The sequence below is a fragment of the Pseudomonas sp. A25(2017) genome, from assembly GCF_002001065.1.
Taxonomy (GTDB): domain Bacteria; phylum Pseudomonadota; class Gammaproteobacteria; order Pseudomonadales; family Pseudomonadaceae; genus Aquipseudomonas; species Aquipseudomonas kilonensis.
In genome coordinates this window covers 52,423-72,062 of sequence record NZ_MUOA01000057.1, presented here as the reverse complement: position 1 = coordinate 72,062, position 19,640 = coordinate 52,423, and the positions used below count along the sequence as shown (strand labels likewise).

Here is a 19,640-nt window from a genome sequence, read left to right as displayed (position 1 = left end):
GAGATTGATAGGGTTGCCTCTCTTTCAAAACGCCCTCCCGGTTCGCCGGGAGGGCGTTTTCGTTTTGGTTCCCCCGACCACAAAGGAACCATGACATGAAAGCACCCATTGAAATCAGCTTCGGCGCCGACGCCACCTTAGGGTATGTGCGGTACGGCAATGGCCCCACTCATGTGCTGGTCATGCATGACTGGCTGGGCGACCACTCCAGCTACGATGCCGTCATGCCCTGTCTTGACGGCCACGCGTTTACCTATGTTTTCGTTGATGTGCGTGGCTACGGGCAATCCATTGAATTGGCTGGTGAATTTACAGTAGAGGAAATTTCCTCCGATTGCCTCATGCTCGCCGACCAGCTCGGTTGGGCGCGCTTCCACGTGGTCGGCCACTCGATGACCGGGATGATCACGCAACGTATTGCGGCGGACGCCCCGTCTCGCGTCGCGAGCGCGATAGCGGTGTGTCCCGTTTCTGCCGCTGGCAATCGGTTGAGTCCAGAGGCCCTGGCGTTCTTTGCCAGCACGATAGAAGACGACGAGGCCCTTCGGCGTCTGTTCAAATTCGTGACCGGAGGTCTCTCCGATGGGTGGGTTGATCTCAAGGTCCAACAAAGCCGCAACACGGTCTCACCAGACTGCCGGGCGAGGTACCTCGAAATGCTGGTCACAGCCAATTTCGTTGATGACGTTCGAGGCCTTGAAACACCGTATTTGGTTATTGTCGGCGACAAGGATCCCGGACTTGATTCCGCGGCTATGACACGCACCTTTCTGGCGTGGCATCCGAACGCAGAACTGCACGTTATCCCCAACTGCGGTCATTACCCGATGCAAGAGTGCCCGCCTTATTTCGCAACCCTTATCGAGGGTTTCCTGAAACGCAACACCGGTTGAATCCACAGCCAAAAGCTGACACCGCTGTAATGGTTCGTTTAGCTAAATTAACGTGCGTATATGTTGAGCTGCTCAGGAAACAACTTCTCAGAAAGAGGATGTGGACCGCCAAGAATGTCTATCTCGATGCAATCAACCTTAGTGCCGGACAAAACCAGTTTTGGCCTCGTCGTCGACGCAGGTGCGTACCCATCCAGGGTGGGCCCCGTTGTTTGAATGCCAAGGGGTGAACCGCGACAGCCGGAAACTGTCGCGGTCGGTTTACGTTTTAGCGATTAGCGTCGGCCAGGCCAACCTCAATGAAGTGCACGGAACTCTCCATTGCCTGCCGACCTTCTGGCAGCATGGTGGCGTAGAAGTGCCAGGCATGGAACATCGCAGGCCATACCTCCAGGTTGACGCGAACGCGGTTATCAGCCAAATGAGTTGCAAGACGCATCGCATCACTCAACATCAGCTCGTTCTCGCCGATCTGCACCAGAATTGGCGGAAGTCCAGTGACGTCCGCGAACACAGGAGAGGCCAGAGGATGATTGGCCAATGTGTCGCCCAAGAACGCCCTGGCCAGAATATCCAGGATAGGCTTGGAGTTCAGAGGATCCAAACCTTCACGATTGCTCATGGAAGCACCGGTGTGTTCAAGGTTTGCCCATGGCGAAATGGAAGAGCCAACCGCAGGCAATGGAAGTCCTTTGGATTTGGCCGCCACCATCACGCTGACAACCATCGCGCCGCCAGCTGACTCGCCAGAGAATGCAATCTTGTTAGCCGGGATTTTCTGCTCAAGCAACCACTCGTAGGCGCGCAATGTGTCGTCAATAGAGGCTGGGAACTTGTGTTCAGGGGCAAGGCGGTAGTCCGGCATGTACACACGAGCACCGAGCATCTTTGCGTAGTTGCCGCCGATGCCGTGATAGCCGTCTGGACGCCCAACAATGTAAGCACCGCCGTGGATATACATCACTACTGCGTCGCTTTTGATCTCGTCCGGAGTGACCAGTGTGCCTGGCACGCCACCCATGTCGACTGCTTCAAATTTGACGCCAGCAGGCGCTGGATTTTGCGCGAGCATTTTTGCGTAGGAGTCGCGGATGTCGCTCATCTTTGTGGTGGTATCGATTCCCTTGAGAACGGGTACCAGATCGCTAAGGCTGTTAGCCCAGGTTTGGACGGCTGTTTGTACTTCAATGTTCATAATGACCTCAATTGATCGTTGGACAACGGAATGGCTAATTGAGATGTTATGCTCATGATTGGGGAATAGGGTTCCCCATAGCCGGGTGCTAAGCCGCCCGAACGTTGACGTCCAGAGGTCCCATGGAACTCCATAACCTGAACGATATTGCAGCGTTTGTAAGCTCGGTAAACGCTGGGAGCTTCACTGCGGCGGCCAAGCAACTTGGCCTTACTCGCTCGGCAGTGGGGAAGTCCATAGTCAGGCTTGAGGCTCGATTACAGGTACGTTTGCTGAATCGAACCACTCGTAGTTTGAGCATGACGGATGACGGCCAGGTTCTTTATGAGCGCTGCGTGGGCGTTCTTCAGGATCTGGACGACGTGGAGGATGCCCTTGCGTTTCGTCGTTCGACACCCAGTGGACGACTGCGGATGAGCCTGCCGGTTGCGTTGGGCAGACTTCATGTCCTTCAGCACATTGAGTGCTGTCTGAAGGATTGGCCATCCTTGAGCGTGGATATCACCTTTTCCGACAGGCTGGTCGACCTGATTGATGAGGGATTTGACTTGGCCATGCGCATCGGGCCTCCCAAGGAAGACTCTCGGTTGCTCACGCGCACCGTGGCTTACCAGCAAATGATTACCTGCGCTTCACCCAAGTATCTGGCTGAGCATGCACCCCCCAAAACGCCCGAAGATCTCTTCGAGCATCAGTGCCTGCATTTCGTGAGCGGCGGGAGACTGCTTCCCTGGAATTTTCGAGTGAGCGGTCGCTCTTTGCCAGTTACTCATGGTGGAAGGCTACAGATGGACAGTGCTGAGTCATTGCACCAGTCAGCTGTCGCTGGCCTGGGTATCGCGACTCTTCCCTCCTACGTGGTTAACGACGATTTGAGGAGCGGCAAGCTCGTTCAATTGCTCGCAGGATATGCAGAGGCCGCAGAGCCTATTCGGGTGATCTACCCTAGCAAGCGGCACCTCTCTCCAAAAATTCGACTCTTCATCGATAAGCTTGTGGAGGCTTGGTCGCCTTTTCCACCATGGGAGCATAATCCGGCGGAAGGTACTCCTCTGTCTGCCCCCTGAGCGAAGCGCATGTTAATGGTCTGGCCCCCTTAGCGACAACACAGACAACCGCTGACCACCGGCTGATCAGGGTCGTTTTCGAGAAAGGTGACCACGACTTCCATGCCCGTCCGGGGCGGCCCCATCTCACAGCTCCAATCGACGGCTCCCTTCAGCCAACAACAACTCTTGTCGTCAAATCGATCTTCACGGTCCCAGGGGAACTTGACCTTGATCCTTCCAAAGCGCAGATCACTCTGGATCCCCTCGCCTTCTAAAGCGACGACTACAGCAGCCTGGTTGCTTGGCACCTGAGGTTTCTTGTGGGCCAACGGCGGACGATAGGGCACATTCCATGGAAGAACGATAAAGCGGTTGCGGTAACCCTGATGAAAGTCATCCTCGTTGTCAGTGCTGCCAGCGGCGATGTCCTCACTCAATACCTGTGGTTGCCTGCCTTCATGGATGACCTGAGTCAGTAGCCATGGAGCGTTCCACTCCTGGCGCGGATGGCCTGAGATTTCCAGCACATGGCCACTGAGTAACCGAGTCTGGTCGCTCTGCCCCTCAGCTTGCCGATAGGCCGCATGGCGGCGCTCCATACTACGAAGACGTATCTGCTTGCCGTGCTCGTGACCGGTGGAACGCTCCGGCCTGTGATCTTTTTCAATGTCCAGCTGTTGCTCGAAATCATAGTTGCGGTGCGAGGTACGACTGGTGAGCTGTCCCAAGCGCAGGTTGAGGCGCTTGATCAGTGGCTCGTTGGCCACCCTGTCGCACGCTTGTCCATAAGCAGTCGGGTGCCCCATCCTAGGGAAAACCGCCTGCTCATCACCAAAGACCAGCACATGGCCTTGAGCACTGTGTTGGAAGTGAAAGTGAATACCCTCTTCCTCGCACAAACGCTGAATAAAGTGCAAATCTGTTTCGTCGTACTGGGTGCAGCAGTCGCGCTCGGGGTAGGTCGCCCCCAGATGAAACCGATAGGCGTCGCCCAGAATGCCGCGTTCTTCCAGTATCAAGGCGACGATTTTCGGCACCGAGAACCGTTGATAGATCCTCCGGTTGATGCGGTGGCGCAAGTAGGACAGGTGCGGTACGAGGGCCAGGCTGTAGCGCGTCAACCGCTGACCGTTGCGGCCGTGAGCGATGTGATAGACCCGTCCATGGATGCCGTTGCCCTTCGAGTCGAAGGTCAGAAAAGCCTCCACGTCGAAGAGGCTTTCGAGATCCAGATCGGACCGCTCATTAGCAAACTCCACATTGAAGAGGTAAGGCCTGCTGATTGCCTCTTCTCCGGTGAATGCGAGCACTTGAAAATCGTGCTCAAAACCGTCGATGGTCAAACTGAAATGCGTTTGATTGGCTGGGTTGAACATCCGCTGTTCTCTTTTTAAAACCTACTGTTCGCCCCACGCCCATGTATGAAATAAAGGCTTGCATCGAGCATCAGGCGACAAATCAAGTCAGATCAGACACCACTCTTCACTTTGGTCCAGATCCGCGTGCGGATCCGCTCCAGTTTCAATGGCAGTGGCTCAAGTGGAATAAGTGTAGCGATCGTCTTTTTGTCTGGATAAATCCAAGGGTTGTCTCGCAGCTTCTGCTCGACAAACTCAGCGGCATCTTTATTGGCGTTAGGGTATAGCGTGTGGTTTGAGGTCTTGGCGATAACTTCTGGTCGCATCATGTAATTAATGAACGCCATACCTTCTTTGGGATGGGGAGCATCTTTCAGCAAAACCAGATTCTCCGACCAGGACAGCGCGCCTTCGCGAGGAAGGCTGTAGGCGATCTTGCGCCCGGTGTTGGCCTTCTCGTTGCTGGCCTGTGCAGCAAGGGCACCATTAGCCCATCCCACAACTGCACAGATATTGCCGTCAGCCAGGTCGGCGTCGATTCTGGAGGAGTCGAAATAGAGGACATAAGGGCGAATTTTCAACAGCAAGGCTTGGGCTTTCTGGTAATCATCCGGGTTCTTGCTGTTGCTAGGGAGCCCCAGGTAATTCAAAGCAATGGAAATGATCTCACTTGGAGAGTCAAGCATTGCCACACCACACGACTGGAGCTTACTAATGTTTTCTTCTTTGAAGATCAGATCCCAGCTATTGACCGGCGCATTATCACCCAACGCACCCCTGACTTTGTCAACGTCATAACCAATGCCGGTTGTGCCCCATAGATAAGGTACGGCGTAGCGGTTACCAGGGTCATTGACCGCGAGCTGGGCCAAGAGCTCAGGATCGATGTGTGAAAAGTTACTCAGCTGACTACGATCCAACGGCTGAAGGACTCCCGCCTGGATCAGGCTGGGCAACACATTGGAGGTCGCCACAACCACGTCATACCCGGTGCGCCCGGCCATGACTTTGCTCTGCATGATTTCGGCGCTGTCGAACGCATCCATATGCACGCTCGTGCCAGTTTCCTGTTCAAACTCCTTTGGCGTCTCCGGTGCAAGCAACCCGAACCAGTTATACAGATACATCCCGGGCTCTACAGCCGCTGCTGATGTACTTATCCCGGCACAGAGAAGCGAGGCGGAAAAAATGGTTCGCAAATGTGACTTTCTCATGCAACATCCTTGTCAAGACGATATGCCCTCATGGCCATCGTTAACCCTGGCAGCGAATATACCGGGTGTTACCGAATAGTAAATACCTACGAATACTTACCTTTGACCTGCCAATCCCTAACCCTAAAGGGGTAGAAAATGCCGTTTGACCTTCACAGCCTGGCTTGGCATCGATCGATTGGAAAGCTGATCATGCAGTTGAACCGTCCAGACTTCTGGAGTTCACTTGTTCGCACGTTAAATGAGTACGTGCAAATCGATAATTGGGTTGTATTGATTTTCAGCAATCAACACGTGCAGGTCGTTAGTCTTCCTGAGGTAGCAGATGCGGAAGAGATTGACGCGTTCACTCATCGTTACGTAAAGGGGCTTTATCTACTTGATCCATTTTATATAGCTAATCGAGAAAACCCACAGAGCGGCTTCTTTCATCTATTGGATATTGCACCCGAGTACTTTCTTGAAACCGAGTACTACCACAAGTATTTTGCACAATACATTTCCATGGATGAAGCACAGTACAATGTCCAGCTCGACAGCAATAGAACATTGTGCATTTCCATTGGCAGCAAAGTCCGCTTTAGCCAAGAACAGATAACCATGCTTGACATCATCAAACCGTGGGTCACTGCATTGATGCATCAGCGCATGGGTTTTGAAACTGACGTAGAGAAAACCCTGACTGAGCCGCCTCTGTGGCCGGAAACGGTCAATCAGCTTGGCACCCAAATAACAGCACGCGAGAGTGACGTACTCCGTTTGTTACTCAGCGGCTTCTCCAATAAGGAAATAGCCGGAAAGCTGTCCCTCTCGGCGGAGACCATAAAGGTTCACCGCCGCAACATTTACGCTAAATTAAATATCAAGTCACAATCTGAGCTATTTGCTCGATTCTTCATGCCCAAACAGAATATTCCCGCGACCCATTGAAGTCAGGGCATCGGGCTGATTTGTGCGGTCATGCGCCTGCAAGCATCAAGTTCAGATTCTGCACCGCCGCGCCAGCGGCGCCCTTCCCAAGATTGTCAAACACCGCGGCCAGCAAAACCTGCCCGGTCTCATCATTCTCGAACACCGACAAGCGCAAATCATCGGTTCCGTTAAGCGCTTGAGGATCAAGGGACGTCAACGCTTTAGCTTCTTGCATCGACATCACCTGTACATGGCGCGTATCGGCGTAGTGCTGCATCAGACAGGCATGCAACTGCACCGCGCTCACGCCTGGCGCCAACAACCGGGTTTGCAAGGGTATGGTCAGCACGATCCCCTGCCGAAAAGCGCCATAGGCCGGCACAAACATCGGCCGCTCCGTCAGCCCGCTTTGCTGCTGAATCTCCGGAATATGTTTGTGTGCCAGCCCCAGCCCATAGACCTGAAATGCCGACGCCTGTGTTGCGTCCGCGCCCTCATGCTCCTCCACACCGGCCCGTCCTTTTCCGGAATAACCCGACACGGCATGAATGTTCAGCGGGTAATCGCTGGGCACTAATCCGGCCTCCAGCAATGGCCGCAGCAACCCAATCGCCCCCGTTGGATAGCAACCGGGATTGCTGACCCGCCGCGCAGCGGCGATGCGCTGGGCCTGTTGCGGATTCATCTCTGCGAATCCATAGGTCCAGTCTGCATGGGTGCGGTGCGCCGAACTCGCATCGATCACCCGAACGGCGGAGTTTTCGAGGGTCGCTACAGCGTCGCGGGCGGCTTGGTCGGGCAAGCAGAGAATCGCGATGTCGCAGTGGTTGATGGCTTCGGCGCGACGCTGCGGATCCTTGCGATGTTCAGGGCTGAGTGTGAAAAGCCGCAGATCGCTGCGCTCGCGCAGACGTTGGTGGATTTGCAACCCGGTGGTGCCTTGGTCGCCATCGATGAATACAAGGGGACTTGCCATGGAATGCTCTCGGACATTGGAAATCAGGAGCCCAATCTTCAGCGACGCTCTAAGATAGGAAAAGTTGAATTTATAAACGATGAAATTCAGTTTTTCTGAACAAGGAAATCCTCATGCGCGAAATCAGCCTGGACCGTCTGCGCACGCTGGTGGCGATTGCCGACCTGGGATCGTTTGCCGAGGCCGCCCGTGCGCTGCACCTTGCTCCACCCACCGTCAGTTTGCATATCGCCGACCTGGAGGCGCGCGTGGGCGGCAAGCTGTTGTCACGCACGCGTGGCCGCGTTCAGCCTTCAGCGATAGGGAACACGCTGGTAGAACGCGCGCGGCGCCTATTGGCAGATGCAGAGCAGGCGCTTGAGGACGTCGAACGTCAGGTTCAAGGATTGGCCGGGCGTGTGCGGCTAGGCGCCTCCACAGGGGCCATCGCACAGTTGCTGCCGCATGCGTTGGAGACATTGAGCCAACGCCACCCCGCGATCGATGTACAAGTCGCAGTGCTCACCTCCCAGGAAACCTTGAAGAAACTTGCCGAGGGCGCTTTGGAGGTTGGTTTGGTCGCGCTGCCGCAGTCCCCGGTGAAGGGTTTGCGGATCGAGCCGTGGCGACGGGACCCGGTCATGGCCTTCTTGCCGGCTCGCTGGGAGTCCCCGGAGGTTGTGACCCCCGACTGGCTGTCCGCTCAACCATTGATTTTGAATGACGCCACCACGCGCCTTTCGCGCTTGACGGCGGAGTGGTTCGCCAGCGATGGGCAGCAGCCTGCGCCGCGTATCCAACTGAACTACAACGACGCGATCAAAAGCCTGGTGGCGGCGGGATATGGTGCGACGTTGTTGCCCCATGAGGCGGCTACGCCATTGCTTGATAACAGAATCGTCATGCGGCCTTTGAAGCCCTTATTGTGGCGTCAACTGGGGATTGCCCACCGCAGTCGGGACATCGAACGGCCTACGCAACATGTGCTGGATGTGTTGTGGGAGTTGAGCGCGGAGTGATTTTGTCTGGGCATGAGGTATTCTGCGCGGCGTAAAACACGATCCAGGCCCTCGGCGTGCCGCCGTTTGTACGCCCCATTGATTGATCTAAAAGCGGCGCACCAGGAGGTCTGCATGTTGTTTGGACATCGGTTCGAGCGCACCGCGCAGGATGACCTGTACATCCACTCGCGCAATCTGGTGCAGAGCGCCTTCGTGCTGCTGACAGGCGCGCTGGCCTTCATCTTGCCGATGGCGTTCGCCGTGTTTGTGATCGCTGATGAAGGCTCGCCCCTGACTGACCTCGATCCGCTGACTTCACTGCTGTTCGTGCTCGGGCTGCTGCTGATTCCTGCCCTCGGTCTCCTCCTGATGGTGTACACCGGTATCCGCGAGACCTTGCTGTTATCGCGACGCGACGGTGAAGGCAAGTTCCGCACTCGAAACTTTTTTGGGCGTCGCGAGCGTGTGCATTCGGTGTTTAGAATCGATCCCCCCAAATGCCTCGAACTTCGCCGCCGCCAAGATGCCGAGCCCGCCTACACCCAATTGTGGCTGGTGATGCGCGATGGCACCGAACACCGCCTGACGACCGACAACGTTCCGGTAGTGCCGGGAAGTCAACGCACCAACGTATGGCTGCGTGAGCTGGCCGACTACCTGAACGTGGCAGTGCCCACCGAAGTCGTGGTGGGCTCGGCGGCGGGTGTGAAGCAGGCAACCTACAGGCCTGCTCCAACCCCAACCAGCGGTAAAGCGGTGAGGGAAGCCAGGCAGCGCAAAGCCAAGGGGCTCACGCCTTCCGATAAATCCACCCAAAAACTCGGCACGCCCGCACGCGCCCTGCTCCTTCTAATGGGTGTTTTCCTGGCACTCTTGGAGCTGAATCGCGTCATCGCATTGGTGCCTGCTCTGTTTGCCGGGCGGCTGCGGGTCGGCGGTCGAACGGGCACGACCACCTTCTACTGGGCCGAGCAACCGCTCACCTTCTCATTCAACATGCTGGTGGGCATGGCCGAGGTGTTGATCATCGGATTCATCGCCTGGGGTTGTCTGCGCATGGCGATCCGGGGCCGGATGAGTTCCAATCCCTGAAGGTGGTCAATTCGACCAACGCTCGGTCAGAAACGGTGAGCAGGAAGCTGTCCCGTCAATATGGTAGACCCTCGGTTCTTCCGAAAAATAGTCCTCCAAGCCCATCATGAACATCCGATGGTCTTCACTCTCTTCGAAACCCGGCGTGTGATCCTCGAGTGATTGCCATCGTACGATCAGGTTGAATTGCTGGGGGGACTCAATCCCTTGCGCTAGCAGGTGACCGCAGTAACCCTTTGCGCGAGTGAGCAAAGGAGCAACCTCGGCAAATGCACGCCTGAACATTTCAATGCGTTCTTTGTGAATGGGGAGCAGAGCGATCTCATAAATCATGGCGTTCCTCGAACATGACTTGAACGGTTAACAGTACGCACTTACGCGATGAGCGATGGCTCGACTGCGATCGCGATTTTTCCTTGAACGCCGTTGTTGGGGCTCTCCAACCGGGCATGGGCGAGCGCAATGTCGGCAAGCGAATAGACAGCGCCCACATGTGGCCGCAGCTGACCTCGCTCGACCAATGTGCTCAACTCATCGAGCTTGCCGCGGTTCTGCCTTGTGAAAACGAAGTGATAACTCGCGTTCTTGCCCCAGGCCTGGACAAGGTTTTGTGGCTGTGCAATGTCCACGATCGAGACAACTCGGCCAAGCTGTGCCAGCGCGTCGGGGCTGCGCGACAAGGTATTGCCGCCGATGGTGTCGAACACTACATCCACTCCGCGGCCACCCGTTTCCCGCATGATGGCGTCGACGTAGTCCTCCTTTTCATAGTCGATGACCACATCGGCTCCCAGGCTTCGCACGAACTCAGCGTTTATCTCGCGCACGGTCGTGAACACCCTTGCTCCAATGGCTTTTGCCATCTGGATCGCCACATGACCGACGCCTCCCGCGCCGCCGTGGATCAGAATGCTTTCGCCCACTCTGAGCGCCGCACGCACGATCAGCGCTTCCCATACCGTCCCGCCAACCAAGCTCAGACTTGCCGCCTCTAGATGGCTTAGCGAGGGCGGCTTCTTCCCGATGATGGTTTCGGCAGCAACGTGGTACTCGGCATAACTGCCTGGCCCGTCAAATATTTGCGGGGTGTACCAGACTTCGTCTCCTGGAGCGAAGGTTGTCACGCCTGGCCCAACTTCTTCGACGACGCCCGATACATCGTGTCCGGTAATGGCCGGCAGTTGCACCAGGTCGGGATAATCGCCGCGTCGAACCTGGTAATCCAACGGGTTGATGGAGGTTGCGTGCACTCGGACCAAGACTTGTCCGGTGTGCGGTACGGGCTTGGGCACATCGCGGAACTCGAACGATCCCGACCCGCCGAATGATTTAAGTACCATTGCTTTCATCGTAAAATCCTCGAATCTACAAAAAGGAATATCGAGATATCTCGATATATTACGGTAAAAAAAACTACAGTTCTTTCCCTATGACCTCGGCAAGCGCGCTGATGGTTGCTTCATTGCGCTTGTAGTAGGTCCACTGACCGATACGCCGGACTTCGACCAAGCCCACTCGTTGCAGCGTTGCAAGGTAACCAGACACCGTTGACTGCGACAGTCCGATACCTTCTTGAATACTACTGACGCAAACACCCACCGTGAGAACGTCACCTTCATCCTGTGGAGGGAAGTTCTTTGCGGGATCCTTCAAGCCTTTCAAGATTTGCAGGCGTGTAGGGTTTGAGAGTGCTTTGAATATTTCGATCAAGTCCATGGCCCTAGAATATCGAGATTTTTCGATATGTCAATACGATGTTTCGCTCCCCTCCCGGCAACCCAACATCTTGGGCAGCATGCCAATAGAGCCATACCCACCACTCCACAGAACCCTCAAAGCCACCTTTAAATGGCAGAATCTCCTTAATTGATCGTTTTGGAGACCCCCATGCTTCGCGTGTTTGAACAAAGACTCGACCCCTTCCCGCCCGACGAGGTACCGCCACCGCCCGCAGGCTTGGCTCGGTTTCTGTGGGCGTGCACACGGGGCGCCCGCGGTTACATCCTTGCGTTTGCACTGCTCAGCGCCGGTGTGTCGATCTACGAAGCCTGGCTGTTTTCTTTCCTCGGTCAGGTCGTGGACCTGCTCTCGACCTGGCAAGCCGGTGGTGAGGCGGCGGCGCAGGAAAGTCGCGTGCTGTGGGGCATGGGCATCGTCATGGTGGCCAGCATCGGGCTGGTGGCGCTGCGTACGATGGTGCAGCACCAGGTATTGGCGATCAATTTGCCGTTGCGGCTGCGTTGGGACTTTCACCGCCTGATGCTGCGGCAAAGCCTGTCGTTTTTTTCCGATGAGTTCTCTGGCCGGGTCACCACCAAGGTGATGCAGACGGCGCTGGCCGTGCGCGACGTGCTGTTCACCCTGATCGAGATCGCACCCGGGATCGGCGTGTATTTCATCGCGATCATCGCATTGGCCGGCGGCTTCGCCCTGAAACTGATGCTGCCGTTCCTTGCCTGGATCGTGTTGTTCGGGCTGGCCATGCTCTACTTCGTGCCCCGCTTGGGGAAAGTCGGACAGGAACAGGCCCATGCGCGCTCCTCGATGACCGGACGTATCTCGGACGCCTACACCAACATCACCACCGTGAAGCTGTTCTCCCATTCCAATCGTGAAGCGCACTTCGCGCGCGCGGCCATGGAGGATTTCAAACAGACCGGCTTTCGCCAGATGCGCCTGGTCAGCCAGTTCGAGATCGTCAACCAGGCGTTGGTGGTGGGCTTGATCATGGCCGCAGGCGGTTATGCGCTTTGGCTGTGGCACCAGGGTGAAGTCGGCGCCGGTGCCGTGGCGGCAATCACCGCCATGGCGTTGCGTATCAATGGCATGTCGCACTGGATCATGTGGCAAATGACCTCGCTGTTCGAGAGCATCGGCACCGTGCAGGATGGCATGGCCACCCTCACCCGCGGTCCCAAGGTGCAGGATGCGCCGGACGCCGGGGTGCTGGAGACCTCTGGCGGAGCGGTCACCTTCGACAACGTGAGCTTCAACTACAACGGCGAACGCCAGGTGCTCGATGGCTTGAGCCTGGACATTCGTCCGGGTGAGAAAATCGGCCTGGTGGGCCGTTCCGGCGCGGGCAAATCCACGCTCATCAACTTGCTGCTGCGTTTCTATGATGTCGACAGCGGGCAGATTCGCATTGACGGGCAAGACATTGCCCGCGTGACGCAAGACAGCCTGCGCAGCGCCATCGGCATGGTCACCCAGGATACGTCCCTGCTGCACCGCTCCATTCGCGACAACATCGCCTACGGCCGACCCGACGCAAGCGACGCGCAAATCCGCCGTGCCGCGGCCAATGCCCAGGCCGATGAGTTCATCAGCCAACTGAGCGACCGCCAAGGTCACACCGGCTACGACACCCTGGTGGGCGAGCGCGGCATCAAGCTGTCGGGCGGCCAGCGTCAGCGCGTCGCGATTGCCCGGGTGATGCTCAAGAACGCCCCGATCCTGCTCCTCGACGAGGCGACCAGCGCGCTGGATTCGGAAGTCGAAGTCGCCATCCAGGAAAGCCTCGATGAAATGATGCAGGGTAAAACTGTCATCGCCATCGCTCATCGACTGTCGACGATTGCGGCGATGGATCGACTGATTGTGATGGATGATGGGCGCATTATTGAACAGGGTACCCACGCTGAACTGCTCGCAAAGAACGGCATTTATGCGCGGCTCTGGCACCATCAGAGTGGCGGGTTCCTGGGTGAGGATCGGGGGGTGACTGAGGCTATGGATCAGGTATGAGCGTGGATGGTCTGGGGTGAAACGCTATCTTTTACGCGATGTGTTGGACGACCATCGCGGCAGCCGTGAGACAAAGGAATGTGAATATGCGGCACTGGTTTGACGCAGGGGTGGCGAAAAGAATCGCCATCGTCTCGTTTCCGTTGATGGGGACGATGGTCGGCAATTTATTGATGATGCTTGTCGACAGGCTATGCCTGGCACACTACTCACAAGATACGCTGGCCGCCTCCGGTCCAGCAGTATTCACGAGCATGGCGATCATCGCTTTCTTCTGTAGCACCGTCGGCGTGTCACGCTCCTTTATTGCACAGGCGAATGGTCGATCGGGGCTCAGCGAGGCTTGTAGTGAAGCCGCACTGGGGCTGTTCCTTGGTATTGCCTGCGGTGTTCTGTTGTTTGTCGCCGCCCCACTGATCGCGATGATCCCACAGCTCAGCTCCCGCCCACCGCAGATTGTCAGCCTCGAATCGCAGTACATGTTCTGGGCGGCGATCTTCGGTGGCGTAATGACGATCGACACGGCGCTGTCCTCGTTCTTCAATGGTGTGGGTCGAACCCGCGAAACGCTTATGGTCGGCATCGTTGGTCAAGTAGTCGACTCAATCTTCACCGTCGGCCTGGTCTTCGGAAAGTTCGGGCTGCCCGAAATGGGAATGGCCGGAGCCGCTATCGGTACTTTGATCGGCACTCTGTCCATGCTGACGTGCTACGCAGTAATGCTGCCTCGAGAAATTTGGCTTGAGTTGATGAACATCATCATTGCCCGTAGCGAGCGCCTACTGCCCCGGCTGTTTTTCCGGCTGCGTAGAGGTGTTCCCAGTGGCTTATCCGCCGGGGTGGATCAGCTCGGCAACACTGCATTCATCTGGATAGTTGCCGTACTTGGCTCTAGTGCGCTAGCGGCAAACAACGTCAATCTGACGATCAATTACCTGGGCATCATCCCGATCATCGGTTTGGGTATTGGTTGCAGCATTCTGTGCGCCACGGCAGTGGGCAAGGAGCAATACACTGAGTTGGCAACGATCCTACGGGTGACCGTGACCATCGAGCTGCTCTACGTGCTGCTGGTTTCCACCGTTCAAATCACTTGGCCACAGGTCTTGCTCAAGGCTTTCGGCGACCTGGGGCACAACCCGGAGATCGTCGCCCTGGCCGTCGATACACAACGCGTACTGTGGACATTCTCCGCCGCCTTTGTCTTCTCTATGACGGGTGCCGCCGTCTTGGAGAGTATTGGCATGGCCAGATTTTCGCTGGTCGTGCGCCTGGCTCTGATGTGGTTTATGAGCATTCCGTTGATCTATTACGTCGCGATGAGCAATCGCGATGTCCCGTCGTCGCTGGTGACATGCTGGGTCATCGGTTCGGTGTTCGAATTTTTGATTGGCGCAATTTATTTCTGGCGAATCGCCAAAGCCATTCGAGGGGCCGAAAACCGTCTTCACGTCGATCCTCATCCGGCCAGCGAGAGCGTCCTATGAACCTGAATGAAGTCATTCGTTTCGCACCTTTAGCGATCAACTGCTTTACAGGACGTCTGGCACAACTGTCCAGACGAGGCGGTGTCCTCATCGATGAAGCACAACTGCTCGAGGCCGGCGACGGCTACCTGTACCGCGCAGGGGCCCAGTGCATGGCCTAGCGGTTCTTCAGGCGCCCTTTTTTGGTGGGTGGATCAGGTATGAGCGTGGATGGCCTGGGGTGGTCTGCAAGTGGGTGTTTTGGGTCGGAAGCAGCCCTGCTTCCGACCCGATTCACCTTGGAAAAGTGTGGTCTATCCCACACCCGTCACGAACGCCTATCTAGGGTCGATGACATCCAGCGCCCGGTTTGCCAATAGCAGGCCTAGTTCAATCAATTGTTGCAGCCCTAGTGCAACATGCCGTCGAGAATCCTCCAGGCCGAACGCCAAATCGCCGGCCATGGCATTCGCAGAGGCCAAGGTTTCGCTGAGGTTGGCCAACAGGCTTTCAGCATCGACACCCTCCACGACGGTGAATAGCTGCTCTGGAGGTGACTTCTTGTCAGGCTGGGCGGGTTTGGGGTTCAGATAGGAATCGATGACACGTTCGGCGTTGGCGTCGGCCGCGATGTCCAGGTGCAGCGGTGGAACGGGTGGGTCGGGGATGAGTTTGTCCATATGGACCTCCTAACGTCAGTCGGATCCGCCACTGTTCGCGACTAAACGAAGTGGGGTGGCGGCTGTGCGCAGGTTAGTCGACCGGGACGTTAGGAAACCGGCGCACTCGAAAGTGCCCTGCGCACAGCCACCATAAAATCAGCGAGAAAATCGTAGCCTGACTTCAAGGAGACCTTGCGCCTAACGAGATACCGAGCGACTAAACCCGACCGCTGAATTGGCAGCGGTGGACAAAGACTAGGCACCGAAATCAGCAGGCGCAAGGGACTGGAATTTTCTAGGAAATGTCCTGCAAGTCAATGGGGAATATTCGTTCCGTCGATTCCTACGACAAGCTCGTTCAACCATTCCACCACCGAAGCGCTGCGCGACGGGTGCAATGTGATTGGAAGACCACAACCATGGCTCAGCCAATTAATACAACAGATGCCATAATCCAAGCCTGCTCATACCTGAGACGGATCAATGACCACCGAACGCTACGACCAACTCGCCATCTTCGCCGCCGTCGCCCAGGAGCGCAGCTTCACCCGCGCCGCGGCCAAGCTGGGCATGTCGCAACCGGCGCTGAGCCGGGCGATGCGTCAGTTGGAGGAGCGGCTGGGGGTCAGGCTGTTGTCGCGCACCACTCGCAGTGTCGCCCCGACCGAAGCCGGTGAACACCTGCTGCGGGTGATCGCTCCGCGGTTCGAAGAGATCGATAACGAGATGGCGATGCTCAGTGAGTTTCGCGATAAACCGGCGGGTAAGTTGCGCATCACTGCCGGTGAGCACTCCGCGATCACCATCCTGCAATCCGTGCTTGCCAGGCTGTTGCCCGACCATCCCGACCTCAATATCGAAATCATCGTCGACTATGGCTTTACCGACATCGTCGCGGAGGGTTTCGACGCCGGTGTGCGGCTGGGTCCGCAGGTGGCCAAGGACATGATTGCCCTGCGCATCGGTCCTGACATGCGCATGGCGGTGGTGGGCTCGCCAGCGTATTTCAGCCGATACACCAAGCCAGTCATTCCTGACGATCTCACGACGCACAATTGCATCAACCTGCGCATGCCGACCCATGGCGGCCTCTACGTCTGGGAGTTCGAGAAAAACGGACAGGAGTTGAAAGTCCGGGTGGAAGGCCAACTGGTTTTCAACACCATCGCGATGCGCCTGGAAGCTGCCCTTCAAGGGTTGGGGCTGGCCTTCATGCCGGAGGACCTGGTGCAGGACGCCGTCGCGCAAGGCCGGTTGATTCGGGTGCTGGAAGATTGGTGCGAGCCGTTCTCCGGCTACCACCTCTACTACCCCAGTCGCCGCCAAAGTTCACCGGCCTTCACGTTGCTGCGCGAAGCCTTGCGTTATGAAGGTTGACTGGCCTGGACGGTGTCCAACGCGTCACTGGCACGCTTGGCCGCGGCGGCGTCGCCCTGCTCGCCCAGTAACTGGATCAACTGCCGCAACTGGGCAGCGCTCAAGCCGACTCGCAGGCTGGCGGCCATGTGCGAGCGCAGTTGCGACTCCACGCCGGGGGTGACCGCCAGCGCGGCGACTGTCGCCAGCTCACGGCTTTGCCAGTCCAGGTTGTCACGCTCGAAAATGTCGCCGAACAGGTGCGTCTGCAAGTACTGGTTGATGACCGGGACGAAGTCGAACAACGGCCCTTGGACGGGTGCACCGGCAATGCGCGTCTGATTGGCCTTGCCCGCCGCCAGCAGCGCATCGCCGGTAGGCACCGGGCGAGCGGGCTCACGACCCGGGTCGTCCTGGACGCCGCGCTGCTTGCGAGCCTCGACCACTTTCATCAATTCGCCGAGGGCGTTGAGGCTGCGGGGAAAGCCGCTGTAGGCGTAAAGCTGCACCAGGATTTCCTTCGCCTCGCTGACGGTGAGGCCCGCATCCAGCCCATGATTCAAGGCGGTATTGAGGCCAGGCATGTTGCTCGTCGCCATGGCGGCGGCAATCAGCGGGATGGCTTGCTGCTTGGTCGATAGGGTTTGCGAAACCGCCACGGCATCCGGCTTGGCCGATGGCGTAGCCGTTCCAGCGACACCGTACTGTTCTTCGCTGACCTTCTCCAGCCACTCCACGTTTTTGCCCTCCACCGTACCGGTCACGGCCAGGTGGGTCATGGCGCTCGTCGGCGCGGCGCCATGCCAATGCTTGACGCCTGGCGGGCAGACGATCACGTCGCCCGGGCGGATCTGCTGCACGGGTTTGCCCCATTCCTGCGTCAGGCCGACACCGGAAACCACCACCAAGCGTTGTCCGGCGGGATGGGTATGCCAGGCCGAGCGCGCGCCCGGCTCGAAGCTGACGTAGGCGCCGGAGACGTTGACTTCATGGGTTGCCGGGAATAATGGATCAACGCGCACTCGCCCGGTGAAATAGTCCGCCGGGCCTGCGACTGAAGCCTGGCTGCCGGCTCGGCTGATCTGTTGCGAAGTCCGCGACTCGCTGGTGCTTTCTGTACTGGCGGCGCCGGCAAAAGGCGCCGCCGCGCATAGCGCAAAACAAAGGCTACCGGTTGAACGCAGAGTCATTTGGCTTTCCTCTCGATTGATATCGTAGAGAAACAAATTACCCGCGCCGCATTAATCGATAAACCATCCCAACTACATAGCACTCATATCGCAATCGCATAAATCCGATTTACTTGATCTCAACCAACCGCACGGCCTGTGCCCCGTCCAGAGACAGGTGAATCACGGCGGCCCTGCTTGGGAAATTCGGCGCGTCCTCGTCGGTATTCTCCATCACGGGAATGTCGATCAGGGTCTGCTCACCCGTCGGATCGCTGACCAGCTTGGCATCCAGTTTGTCGATGGCACGCCAGCTGTCGCCACCGATGCGCATCACGTCCAACAGGCTGTAATGCGGCACACCTTCTTCGTTCTCTTCGGGCGTAAAGGCCGCCAGGTATTGACTGTAGTTGTTGCCCATGCCGAAACCCTCGACGGTGAAGACCGCGAGGGTGACCTGGCTGTCCTCGCCGGTGTCCAGCGTCTGCACCAGCGTTGCTTCGGGGTAGCCGGTGGCGTAGCTGTCCTTGATGAGCGCGACCAGGTGTCCGATCTGTTCTTCCAGGGCTTTGGGAACGGGTTTCGATTCAGCGGCGTGAGTCAGGGTGCAGGTGAACAACAAGGCAGCGGTCAGCAGGCGCAATTTCATGAAAGTGAAGTCCGGGTGTCAGGAGGTCAGCGCGCAATGGTAGCGGTTGGCAAGGGATTGGGTGGCGAATTGTTGATGGGTTCTGTGGCGGGATTCACAACCTCGAACGTTGTGGCAAGGTTGCCGAGCATTTTGATGAGTGGGGCACGCCCTGTGCCCCTTACGGCGTCCCGCCCAGCGTCAGGCTTCTGAGCGAATGCGCTCGACCAGACGCGCCTGGAGTATTTCCAGCTCCTCGGGATCGGCCTTGCCCCTGCCATGCACACCGGGCGCCTCACCTTCCCAGCGAGGGATGATGTGCATGTGAATGTGATAGACCGTTTGCCCGGCCACAGCACCATTGAACTGCGCGACCTGAACCCCGTCCGGCTGCAATTCGTCCACGATGATCCGCGTCAGGCGCTGCACGGCAGACATCATCGCGCCCAGGACGGCGGGCTCGACCTCGAGGATATTTCGCGCCTGGGAGGCTTTGGGGATGACCAGGACATGACCGCGCGATTGAGGAAAGAGATCCAGGAAGGCCAGCACATCGGCGTCTTCGTAAATCTTGTAGCACGGCGCATCGCCGCGAAGGATCAGCGCAAAGATGTTCTGCGGATCGTAATGACCGTGGAGACTCATGATCACTCCTTGAATGGGTTTGGAGAGGTGGGTTGCCGGTAAGAGATTTAGCACAGTCCAGGGGCGACGTCTTGTCGAGGGCTGCTTGAACACCGGGACTGGGCTTGCTGGGGAGGGTGTTGGATCAGTGGGGATCGGTGCTGAATGTCGGGCCGCCATCGCGAGCAGGCTCACTCCCACAGGGGGATTTGTGGAGGTCACTCAATCACAGCCCACCGCCGATCCATTGTGGGAGCGGGCTTGCTCGCGAAGGCGGCGGACCTGTCGGCATCGTAGTTGATTGACCCACCGCTTTCGC

At 57.4% G+C, this 19,640-nt stretch carries 20 protein-coding genes; 9 read left to right on the top strand and 11 right to left on the bottom strand.

Annotated features, from left to right (window positions below):
- Positions 1-95: 95 nt before the first annotated feature.
- Positions 96-893 (top strand): alpha/beta fold hydrolase, encoded by a 798-nt coding sequence (locus B0E42_RS11720; protein WP_077506440.1) that lies wholly within the window; start codon positions 96-98, stop codon positions 891-893.
- Positions 894-1,161: 268 nt separating this feature from the next.
- On the opposite strand, the gene B0E42_RS11715 is transcribed toward B0E42_RS11720, so the two are convergent.
- Positions 1,162-2,088: an alpha/beta hydrolase gene (locus B0E42_RS11715; protein ID WP_077506439.1), complete on the bottom strand. Its 927-nt coding sequence runs from the start codon at positions 2,086-2,088 to the stop codon at positions 1,162-1,164.
- Between the two features lie 122 nt (positions 2,089-2,210).
- Between B0E42_RS11715 and B0E42_RS11710 the strand changes: the two genes are divergently transcribed.
- On the top strand, positions 2,211-3,155 hold the full coding sequence (locus B0E42_RS11710) for a LysR family transcriptional regulator (RefSeq protein ID WP_018602204.1): 945 nt from the start codon (positions 2,211-2,213) through the stop codon (positions 3,153-3,155).
- Between the two features lie 29 nt (positions 3,156-3,184).
- Here B0E42_RS11710 and tssI read toward each other — a convergent pair whose 3' ends face one another.
- Together tssI and B0E42_RS11700 are read right to left on the bottom strand one after the other, a co-directional pair.
- Entirely contained in the window at positions 3,185-4,513 is a 1,329-nt protein-coding gene (tssI, locus tag B0E42_RS11705) for a type VI secretion system tip protein TssI/VgrG (protein ID WP_077506438.1), read from the bottom strand.
- A gap of 92 nt (positions 4,514-4,605) precedes the next feature.
- Entirely contained in the window at positions 4,606-5,709 is a 1,104-nt protein-coding gene (locus B0E42_RS11700) for a polyamine ABC transporter substrate-binding protein (protein ID WP_033062430.1), read from the bottom strand.
- Positions 5,710-5,847: 138 nt separating this feature from the next.
- On the opposite strand from B0E42_RS11700, the gene B0E42_RS11695 reads away from it, so the two are divergent.
- Complete coding sequence (locus B0E42_RS11695; protein ID WP_077506437.1) at positions 5,848-6,639, top strand: response regulator transcription factor; 792 nt, start codon at positions 5,848-5,850, stop codon at positions 6,637-6,639.
- 28 nt (positions 6,640-6,667) lie between these two features.
- Here the strand turns inward: B0E42_RS11695 and argC are convergent, their stop codons facing one another.
- A complete protein-coding gene (gene argC, locus B0E42_RS11690; RefSeq protein WP_077506436.1) occupies positions 6,668-7,597 on the bottom strand; it encodes an N-acetyl-gamma-glutamyl-phosphate reductase in 930 nt (309 codons plus the stop codon).
- A 113-nt stretch (positions 7,598-7,710) separates the two neighbouring features.
- Here argC and B0E42_RS11685 point away from each other — a divergent pair, with 113 nt between their 5' ends.
- Both B0E42_RS11685 and B0E42_RS11680 read left to right on the top strand, forming a co-directional pair.
- Positions 7,711-8,595: a LysR family transcriptional regulator gene (locus B0E42_RS11685; protein WP_018602196.1), complete on the top strand. Its 885-nt coding sequence runs from the start codon at positions 7,711-7,713 to the stop codon at positions 8,593-8,595.
- A gap of 114 nt (positions 8,596-8,709) precedes the next feature.
- Positions 8,710-9,669, top strand: coding sequence for a hypothetical protein (locus B0E42_RS11680; RefSeq protein ID WP_077506435.1), 960 nt, complete (start codon positions 8,710-8,712; stop codon positions 9,667-9,669).
- 6 nt (positions 9,670-9,675) lie between these two features.
- Here B0E42_RS11680 and B0E42_RS11675 read toward each other — a convergent pair whose 3' ends face one another.
- The 3 genes from B0E42_RS11675 to B0E42_RS11665 form a co-directional block, all read right to left on the bottom strand.
- Positions 9,676-10,002, bottom strand: coding sequence for an antibiotic biosynthesis monooxygenase (locus B0E42_RS11675; protein ID WP_077506434.1), 327 nt, complete (start codon positions 10,000-10,002; stop codon positions 9,676-9,678).
- A gap of 41 nt (positions 10,003-10,043) precedes the next feature.
- The gene (locus B0E42_RS11670) at positions 10,044-11,018 is read right to left on the bottom strand and encodes a zinc-dependent alcohol dehydrogenase family protein (RefSeq protein ID WP_077506433.1); all 975 of its coding nucleotides are present in this window, start codon (positions 11,016-11,018) and stop codon (positions 10,044-10,046) included.
- Between the two features lie 64 nt (positions 11,019-11,082).
- Positions 11,083-11,385: a helix-turn-helix transcriptional regulator gene (locus B0E42_RS11665; protein ID WP_018602188.1), complete on the bottom strand. Its 303-nt coding sequence runs from the start codon at positions 11,383-11,385 to the stop codon at positions 11,083-11,085.
- 171 nt (positions 11,386-11,556) lie between these two features.
- Between B0E42_RS11665 and B0E42_RS11660 the strand changes: the two genes are divergently transcribed.
- The 3 genes from B0E42_RS11660 (at position 11,557) to B0E42_RS31085 (ending at position 15,064) form a co-directional block, all read left to right on the top strand.
- Positions 11,557-13,416, top strand: a complete 1,860-nt coding sequence (locus B0E42_RS11660) for an ABC transporter ATP-binding protein (protein ID WP_077506432.1) — start codon at positions 11,557-11,559, stop codon at positions 13,414-13,416.
- Positions 13,417-13,502: 86 nt separating this feature from the next.
- Positions 13,503-14,903: an MATE family efflux transporter gene (locus B0E42_RS11655; RefSeq protein WP_077506431.1), complete on the top strand. Its 1,401-nt coding sequence runs from the start codon at positions 13,503-13,505 to the stop codon at positions 14,901-14,903.
- Positions 14,900-15,064, top strand: a complete 165-nt coding sequence (locus tag B0E42_RS31085) for a hypothetical protein (RefSeq protein ID WP_156331369.1) — start codon at positions 14,900-14,902, stop codon at positions 15,062-15,064. Before B0E42_RS11655 ends, B0E42_RS31085 begins: the two co-directional genes overlap by 4 nt.
- A 156-nt stretch (positions 15,065-15,220) precedes the next feature.
- On the opposite strand, the gene B0E42_RS11650 is transcribed toward B0E42_RS31085, so the two are convergent.
- Positions 15,221-15,562 carry a DUF6124 family protein gene (locus B0E42_RS11650; protein ID WP_077506430.1) on the bottom strand — a complete coding sequence of 114 codons (342 nt, stop codon included), beginning with the start codon at positions 15,560-15,562 and terminating at the stop codon, positions 15,221-15,223.
- Positions 15,563-16,027: 465 nt separating this feature from the next.
- On the opposite strand from B0E42_RS11650, the gene B0E42_RS11645 reads away from it, so the two are divergent.
- Positions 16,028-16,921 (top strand): LysR family transcriptional regulator, encoded by an 894-nt coding sequence (locus B0E42_RS11645; protein WP_077506429.1) that lies wholly within the window; start codon positions 16,028-16,030, stop codon positions 16,919-16,921.
- Here the strand turns inward: B0E42_RS11645 and B0E42_RS11640 are convergent.
- The 3 genes from B0E42_RS11640 to B0E42_RS11630 all read right to left on the bottom strand — a co-directional run bounded on the left by B0E42_RS11640 (position 16,909) and on the right by B0E42_RS11630 (position 19,342).
- Entirely contained in the window at positions 16,909-18,090 is a 1,182-nt protein-coding gene (locus B0E42_RS11640) for a carboxymuconolactone decarboxylase family protein (RefSeq protein ID WP_077506428.1), read from the bottom strand. The two genes, B0E42_RS11645 and B0E42_RS11640, sit on opposite strands and share 13 nt — an antisense overlap.
- A gap of 109 nt (positions 18,091-18,199) precedes the next feature.
- On the bottom strand, positions 18,200-18,718 hold the full coding sequence (locus tag B0E42_RS11635; protein ID WP_077506427.1) for a hypothetical protein: 519 nt from the start codon (positions 18,716-18,718) through the stop codon (positions 18,200-18,202).
- Positions 18,719-18,898: 180 nt separating this feature from the next.
- The gene (locus B0E42_RS11630; RefSeq protein WP_053179302.1) at positions 18,899-19,342 is read right to left on the bottom strand and encodes an HIT family protein; all 444 of its coding nucleotides are present in this window, start codon (positions 19,340-19,342) and stop codon (positions 18,899-18,901) included.
- Positions 19,343-19,640: the final 298 nt, after the last annotated feature.

Excerpts from the sequence above, each read along its gene's own strand:
- B0E42_RS11630 (WP_053179302.1), bottom strand. The coding sequence starts at position 19,342 with ATGAGTCTCCACGGTCATTACGATCCGCAGAACATCTTTGCGCTGATC.
- B0E42_RS31085 (WP_156331369.1), top strand. The coding sequence starts at position 14,900 with ATGAACCTGAATGAAGTCATTCGTTTCGCACCTTTAGCGATCAACTGC.
- B0E42_RS11700 (WP_033062430.1), bottom strand. The coding sequence starts at position 5,709 with ATGAGAAAGTCACATTTGCGAACCATTTTTTCCGCCTCGCTTCTCTGT.
- B0E42_RS11720 (WP_077506440.1), top strand. The coding sequence starts at position 96 with ATGAAAGCACCCATTGAAATCAGCTTCGGCGCCGACGCCACCTTAGGG.
- B0E42_RS11640 (WP_077506428.1), bottom strand. The coding sequence starts at position 18,090 with ATGACTCTGCGTTCAACCGGTAGCCTTTGTTTTGCGCTATGCGCGGCG.
- B0E42_RS11670 (WP_077506433.1), bottom strand. The coding sequence starts at position 11,018 with ATGAAAGCAATGGTACTTAAATCATTCGGCGGGTCGGGATCGTTCGAG.
- argC (WP_077506436.1), bottom strand. The coding sequence starts at position 7,597 with ATGGCAAGTCCCCTTGTATTCATCGATGGCGACCAAGGCACCACCGGG.
- B0E42_RS11680 (WP_077506435.1), top strand. The coding sequence starts at position 8,710 with ATGTTGTTTGGACATCGGTTCGAGCGCACCGCGCAGGATGACCTGTAC.
- B0E42_RS11660 (WP_077506432.1), top strand. The coding sequence starts at position 11,557 with ATGCTTCGCGTGTTTGAACAAAGACTCGACCCCTTCCCGCCCGACGAG.
- B0E42_RS11685 (WP_018602196.1), top strand. The coding sequence starts at position 7,711 with ATGCGCGAAATCAGCCTGGACCGTCTGCGCACGCTGGTGGCGATTGCC.
- B0E42_RS11645 (WP_077506429.1), top strand. The coding sequence starts at position 16,028 with ATGACCACCGAACGCTACGACCAACTCGCCATCTTCGCCGCCGTCGCC.
- B0E42_RS11710 (WP_018602204.1), top strand. The coding sequence starts at position 2,211 with ATGGAACTCCATAACCTGAACGATATTGCAGCGTTTGTAAGCTCGGTA.
- B0E42_RS11650 (WP_077506430.1), bottom strand. The coding sequence starts at position 15,562 with ATGGACAAACTCATCCCCGACCCACCCGTTCCACCGCTGCACCTGGAC.
- B0E42_RS11665 (WP_018602188.1), bottom strand. The coding sequence starts at position 11,385 with ATGGACTTGATCGAAATATTCAAAGCACTCTCAAACCCTACACGCCTG.
- tssI (WP_077506438.1), bottom strand. The coding sequence starts at position 4,513 with ATGTTCAACCCAGCCAATCAAACGCATTTCAGTTTGACCATCGACGGT.
- B0E42_RS11655 (WP_077506431.1), top strand. The coding sequence starts at position 13,503 with ATGCGGCACTGGTTTGACGCAGGGGTGGCGAAAAGAATCGCCATCGTC.
- B0E42_RS11635 (WP_077506427.1), bottom strand. The coding sequence starts at position 18,718 with ATGAAATTGCGCCTGCTGACCGCTGCCTTGTTGTTCACCTGCACCCTG.
- B0E42_RS11675 (WP_077506434.1), bottom strand. The coding sequence starts at position 10,002 with ATGATTTATGAGATCGCTCTGCTCCCCATTCACAAAGAACGCATTGAA.
- B0E42_RS11715 (WP_077506439.1), bottom strand. The coding sequence starts at position 2,088 with ATGAACATTGAAGTACAAACAGCCGTCCAAACCTGGGCTAACAGCCTT.
- B0E42_RS11695 (WP_077506437.1), top strand. The coding sequence starts at position 5,848 with ATGCCGTTTGACCTTCACAGCCTGGCTTGGCATCGATCGATTGGAAAG.